The following is a 5,904-nucleotide window of genomic DNA, read 5'->3' on the forward strand; positions in this document are numbered from 1 at the left end:
TTTGGTCATAATCCGAAGTTATTCGCGGAAATAAAAATTGTTTTCGTGGTCATTCTGCTGGGAAAATTATCCAAGATTCATCCATAAATGTATTTTCTAAATGTAAGTTGATAAATTTCCACCATTAATATCCCTTGTTTGCCTAAAAACGAACAAAAAAGCAACAGAAATGCAAGAAGTGTTGGACTAATTTATTTTGTCGGAGTAAAAATTTTATTCCTTCCTAATGCTGTCCGTCAGGATCTGTTGCAGGTTCTTGTTGATAAATGTCCAATTAGACAATCGGCTAACCAACCCATCACAATCGTTAGCGAATCAGACGGTTGTGATCGCACGTCGTATAATTGCCAATAAAACGCAGGATCAACAGACATGCTTGCCAGGGTTTGGAGTGCTTCGCTAGTTGGCATCGATGCGGTAAAAGTCGGTGTTGAAGTCGATGTGTCAGGTGGACTACCGGGAATTGTGGTCGTGGGATTACCCGATACCGCCGTCCAAGAATCGCGAGAACGGGTGAGGGCGGCGTTAAAAAATGCTGGGTTTGTTTTCCCCATGCGGAAAATCGTGATTAATCTCACCCCCGCCGACTTACGCAAAGAAGGACCCAGCTTTGATTTACCTATCAGTGTCGGGATTCTCGCCGCCTCCCAGCAAGTCAATCCGGAATTATTAGGGGATTATCTATTTTTAGGCGAAGTCTCCTTGGATGGTAATTTACGCCCCGTTGCTGGCGTCTTACCCATCGCTGCTGCTGCCCAAAGTTTGGGGATTTCCGGGTTAGTTGTACCCGCCGATAATGCCCAAGAAGCCGCCGTGGTGCGTGGATTGGCGGTGTATGGATTCCAGCATCTGGCTGATGTGGCAGATTTTTTGAACCAACCGGAACGCTATTCCCCGGTAACCATGGATGCATTACCCAACTCATCCTCCGATCAGTTTACAGGTGGAAATTTAAACGAAGTTAAAGGTCAATCCCATGCGCGTCGGGCGTTAGAAATAGCGGCGGCTGGGGGTCATAATTTAATTTTCGTCGGTCCACCGGGAAGTGGTAAAACCATGCTAGCGCGACGATTACCCGGAATTTTACCGCCTTTAAGTTTTGCAGAAGCCCTAGAAGTCACCCAAATTTATTCTGTAGCCGGATTACTCAAAGATCAAGGTAGACTAATCAGACATCGCCCCTTCCGCAGTCCCCACCATTCCGCATCAGGTCCATCATTAGTTGGAGGGGGGAGTTTTCCGCGTCCCGGAGAAATTTCCTTGGCGCATCGAGGGGTATTATTTCTGGATGAATTAACCGAATTTAAGCGCAATGTATTGGAATTTTTGCGTCAACCTTTAGAAGATGGTTATGTGACCATTTCTCGCACCCGACAATCCGTTTTGTTTCCGGCACAATTTACCTTAGTTGCTAGTACCAATCCCTGTCCTTGTGGTTACTTTGGTGATACCCTGCAACCCTGCACCTGTTCAGCGCGACAACGGGAGAACTATTGGGCAAAACTTTCAGGTCCGTTGATGGATCGAATAGACTTACAAGTCGCCGTGAATCGCCTCAAACCCGAAGAAATCACCCGACAACCCCAAAGTGAGGCGTCAGAAGCTGTAAGAGAGAGAGTAACAGTAGCCCGCGATCGCGCCCGTCATCGCTTCAACTCAGAACCCTCCCTGCGCTGCAATGCCCAGATGCAAAGTAGTCATTTGAGACAATGGTGTCATTTAGATGATAGTAGTCGCCATCTATTAGAAGGGGCAATTCGCAAACTCGGACTATCTGCCCGGGCAAGCGATCGCATCCTTAAAGTTGCCCGCACGATTGCCGATTTATCGGGGGCTGAGACATTGCAAACGGCACACATTGCCGAAGCGATCCAATATCGTACTATTGATCGCATGCAGTAACACAGATTACACAGATTACAATGACACTTTCCAGCAGACTGAATAGTGAATAACACAGATTGACACAGAGAACTAAATAATCTCCCCGACAATCTAATCCCCCATTCCGCACTTCATGATGTAACATGTAATGATTACGACCCTTGGGATGATTTACTGCTGCTTCGGCGATACGAAATAGTAGGTTGGTCGCCTATATTTTCACCAAGATGGGAGTTTTAGCTGATATGACCCTTCACACACAAGCTTAAAGGGAATTTAAGCGGCTGGCATATCTCTGGTAGCCACCACATCCGCCCCTGTTTCCAAGGCATTCGCTAGAATCACATCACCCATTTTCACAGGTGCAGTTAGTTTCACTTGACGCAGCGTTTGGCACAATTCCTGCATTTTTTCTTTAGGAATAGCCATATTGGTTTTCACCGGAAGCCTAGCCCAACGCCCTTGTTCTACCTGGACAGTGGTGGTTACCATACGGCGAGGTTCGGTATGTTCTTGTTTCGCATACTCTTGTCCCCGTTTGCAGTTAAAACCCCGCACTTCGACAATTTTATTGTCTTCATCTTCAACTTCTAAACGGCAACCTAGGGGACAGCCAATACAAAGGTAATGAGTAATTGTTGTCATAATAAATACCTGGTGATTGCTAATTGTTTATATCATGTCCGGTTGCATACTTACACCAATCGCGCCCCCTCTGTTCCATCTCCCGCACCTTACTCCCCTAATCCTCACAGGGTAAAACATCTACCCGCAAGGTATCCCCGTGGAAGTTCTCTAAAAACCGAGGACGTACTTTGAGATTAACCATCTCTGCGGGGACGACATAGCGCAGTTTTTTCTCATACACGTCGCCTAAACGCAATACGCTTTGTTCCATGGGACGCTTGACTCGCATATAAACCGTATGATCTCGGTCAGTGGAAATCGTATGAGGAACGCAGTAGCGCACATTTTCCCCCGGAACGAGGCGAATATTATCCCCCGGCGGACGTTGTTCGGTGACGTAAGCCCCCGCATTACTGCCAGCGAGAAAGGCTTCCTGGCTGACAAAATCAACTAAGTCGTGAATATGGACAACATTCCCACAAGCAAAGATCCCATCCATGGACGTTTCCATCATGCTGTTTACCACTGGACCGCTGGTTACGGGATCAATCTGGAGTTTCAACTGTCGGGATAGTTCATTTTCTGGAATCAAACCAATGGACAGCAGTAAAGTATCACAGGGAATATCCCAGCTTTTCTCTAAATGGGGGGTAAAATTTTCATCAACGGGAGCAACGGTAACTTTTTCCACCCGATCTCTGCCATGAATATCCGCAACGGTTGTGGACAGGTGTAGGGGAATATCAAAGTCATGCAGACATTGGACGATATTGCGATTGAGTCCGTTGGCGTGAGGCATGATTTCAAACACGCCTGCGACTTCTACACCTTCCAATGTCAACCGCCGCGCCATAATTAAGCCAATATCTCCAGAACCGAGAATCACTGCCCGATGTCCCGGCAGATAACCAATCATGTTGACAAATTTCTGGGCTAATCCGGCGGTCAAAACACCGGAGGCGCGAGTACCGGGAGTGCGAATCGCTCCGCGTGTACGTTCTCTGGCACCCATTGCCAGTACTGCCGCTTTAGTGGAAAGAACATGAACGCCTTGGCTACCGGACATGAGTTTGACTTGTTTGTCCGCATTAATATCCAGGATGTAAGCATCGCTGACAATATCGATGTCGGTTTCTAAGACTTGCTCCAAAAAGCGCTGGGCATATTCTGGACCGGTGAGTTCTTCTTTAAAATGCTGGAGTCCAAAACCGGGATGGATACATTGCAACAGGATACCCCCAGCTTCTTTCTCCCGGTCGGCAATCAAGATGCGATCGGCGCCGGCTTGTCTTGCGCCTAAGGCGGCTGCCATGCCCGCTGGACCGCCACCAACGACCACGACATCATATTCTTTTTTTAGGTGGCTGATTGTGTCTGTAATCATTTGGCTACCTCCTCCCGTTCCCGAACAATCCAAGTGTCGCCGCCGCGTTTGGTAATTTGCGATAGCGGCTGGTCTAATTCTTGGGATAGCAGTTCCATACACCGTCCGGTACAGAATCCCCCTTGACAGCGCCCCATCCCAGCACGGGTACGGAATTTGATGCCGTCTAGAGTGCGTGCACCCCGATGAATGGAATCTAAAATCTCACCTTCGGTAATTAATTCGCAGCGACAGACAATGCGACCATAGTGAGGATTGTCTTGGGTTAGGGCGATTTGTTCGTCTGTAGATAAGGAAACAAAATGGATGGGTTTGGGAATAGAAGGGACAAAATCATCCTTGGGTTGTAAGGGCAGCCCTTCGTCCCGTAAAATGTCTCCGACCATTTCAGCAATTGCTGGAGCCGCTGTGAGTCCGGGGGACTGGATACCCGCGACGTTAATAAAGCCTTTTTTGTCAGTTGAACCAATAATAAAGTCTTCAGTTTCCGTAACCGCCCGCAACCCGGCAAACTCCGCGATGCAATCCCTCGGACTAATACCGGGAACGACTTGTCTAACCATCTGGAAAACTTTTTGTCCTCCGGCGACGCTGGTGGTCAAGTCTTCCTTATCATCGACCATTTCCGCCGTGGGACCAACCATAATCGTGCCATCGTAGGTGGGGATGACCAGAATCCCTTTGGATACGGGAGTGGGACAGGGAAAAATCACCCGCTTAACTAACCCCATCAACCGCTTATCCAGGATATATTCTTCACCTTTACGAGGACGAATGGTAAAGGGTTGTACCCCTGCTATTTGGGCGATACGGTCAGCCCAAAGTCCCGCCGCGTTTATGATAAAGCGAGTCGGAAATTCGCCGCGATTGGTTTTGATTGTCCAAATGTCGTCCGTTTGGTCAATGTCGTGCACCAAACTATCGGTCACCAGTTCCAAGCCATTCAGACAGGCATTTTCAATCAGAGCAAAACAGGCTTCGTAAGGATTGATCACCCCTGTCGTTGAAGCATAGAGTCCAGCGATCGCGTCGGGATTGAGGCGGGGTTCTTCTCGCAGTAAGCGTTCCTGATCCCACATTTCCAGACCAGGAACGCCTTTTTCTTCACCTTGTTGTTTGAGTTTTTCTAACGTGGGGAGTTGCTCCTCCGCTAGAGCGACAGTCAGTTCGCCAATGCGCTTGAACCCGAAACCTAGCTCATCACAGATGGTATCCCACATTTGATTGCCCAACCATTCTAGTTTCCCTTTTAGGGTTTTGGGAGAGCCGTGATGACCACCGTGAATAATCCCACTGTTGGCTTTACTGGTTCCGAATCCGACTTCGCTCTCCTTCTCCAACAAAACAGCACGGATAGGATAGCGCATTAACTCACGCGCGATCGTGCAACCAATTACGCCACCGCCAATGATAGCTACATCGTAAACCATAGTTCTGACCTGTCATAATTTTTGACTTAATTTTTGTTAGGGATTTTGAGAATAATTAAAATGCCAATAGACTATTCCAGTATAAGAAACCAACGTTTTGATATCGAACCTATCTAGGAATTTTTTAGATTTATTTAACTAATGAGGCCTTCTGCTATAAAAAGCTAGAATACCAGTCCAGTTAAAGATTTCCATAGCATAAAACCCTCTTTCCTATACGGTTTCTGTACGAAAAGAGGGTTTTATTGATTTTGATGAAAGAAGAAGTCTGGCATCGAGCTATTTTCCCAGGGGGCAACCCCCAAAGTATCTTCGCCGCAGCAACGTTTCACAGCCGAGTTCGGGATGGGTTCGGAGTGGAGCCATTGCGCCAGAGACACCAGACAAGATTGTGGTTCTTGTCAACAGAAGAACCCTCAAGACTGCAAAGCGAGAAACATAGAAGGTCAAGCCCTCGGTCGGTTAGCACGTCTCGGCTGCACACATTGCTGCGCTTCCACCTAACGCCTATCAACAGGTGTTCTTCCTGTGACCTTACCTGGTTAACCCAGTGAGAGCACTCATCTTGAGGTGGGCTTC

Annotated in this window: 4 protein-coding genes and 2 rRNA genes; 1 reads left to right on the plus strand and 5 read right to left on the minus strand. The window is 47.8% G+C overall.

Annotated elements, in window-relative coordinates; genetic code table 11:
• Positions 1 to 372 precede the first annotated feature (372 nt).
• Entirely contained in the window at positions 373 to 1,902 is a 1,530-nt protein-coding gene (locus tag RIE73_RS36730) for a YifB family Mg chelatase-like AAA ATPase (protein ID WP_446405867.1), read from the plus strand.
• A 258-nt stretch (positions 1,903 to 2,160) separates the two neighbouring features.
• On the opposite strand, the gene RIE73_RS36735 is transcribed toward RIE73_RS36730, so the two are convergent.
• From RIE73_RS36735 to RIE73_RS36755, 5 genes are all read right to left on the minus strand, one after another.
• Positions 2,161 to 2,529, minus strand: a complete 369-nt coding sequence (locus RIE73_RS36735; RefSeq protein WP_446405868.1) for a DUF1667 domain-containing protein — start codon at positions 2,527 to 2,529, stop codon at positions 2,161 to 2,163.
• A 97-nt stretch (positions 2,530 to 2,626) separates the two neighbouring features.
• Positions 2,627 to 3,895 carry an NAD(P)/FAD-dependent oxidoreductase gene (locus tag RIE73_RS36740; protein WP_446405869.1) on the minus strand — a complete coding sequence of 423 codons (1,269 nt, stop codon included), beginning with the start codon at positions 3,893 to 3,895 and terminating at the stop codon, positions 2,627 to 2,629.
• Positions 3,892 to 5,325: an FAD-dependent oxidoreductase gene (locus RIE73_RS36745; RefSeq protein WP_446405870.1), complete on the minus strand. Its 1,434-nt coding sequence runs from the start codon at positions 5,323 to 5,325 to the stop codon at positions 3,892 to 3,894. The genes RIE73_RS36740 and RIE73_RS36745 overlap by 4 nt, the downstream gene beginning before the upstream one ends.
• A gap of 266 nt (positions 5,326 to 5,591) precedes the next feature.
• Positions 5,592 to 5,709: ribosomal RNA gene (gene rrf, locus RIE73_RS36750) — 5S ribosomal RNA — on the minus strand.
• 58 nt (positions 5,710 to 5,767) lie between these two features.
• Positions 5,768 to 5,904, minus strand: a 23S ribosomal RNA gene (locus RIE73_RS36755); the annotation flags it as partial.

The sequence above is a fragment of the Coleofasciculus sp. C1-SOL-03 genome, assembly GCF_040220555.1.
Taxonomy (GTDB): domain Bacteria; phylum Cyanobacteriota; class Cyanobacteriia; order Cyanobacteriales; family Coleofasciculaceae; genus Coleofasciculus.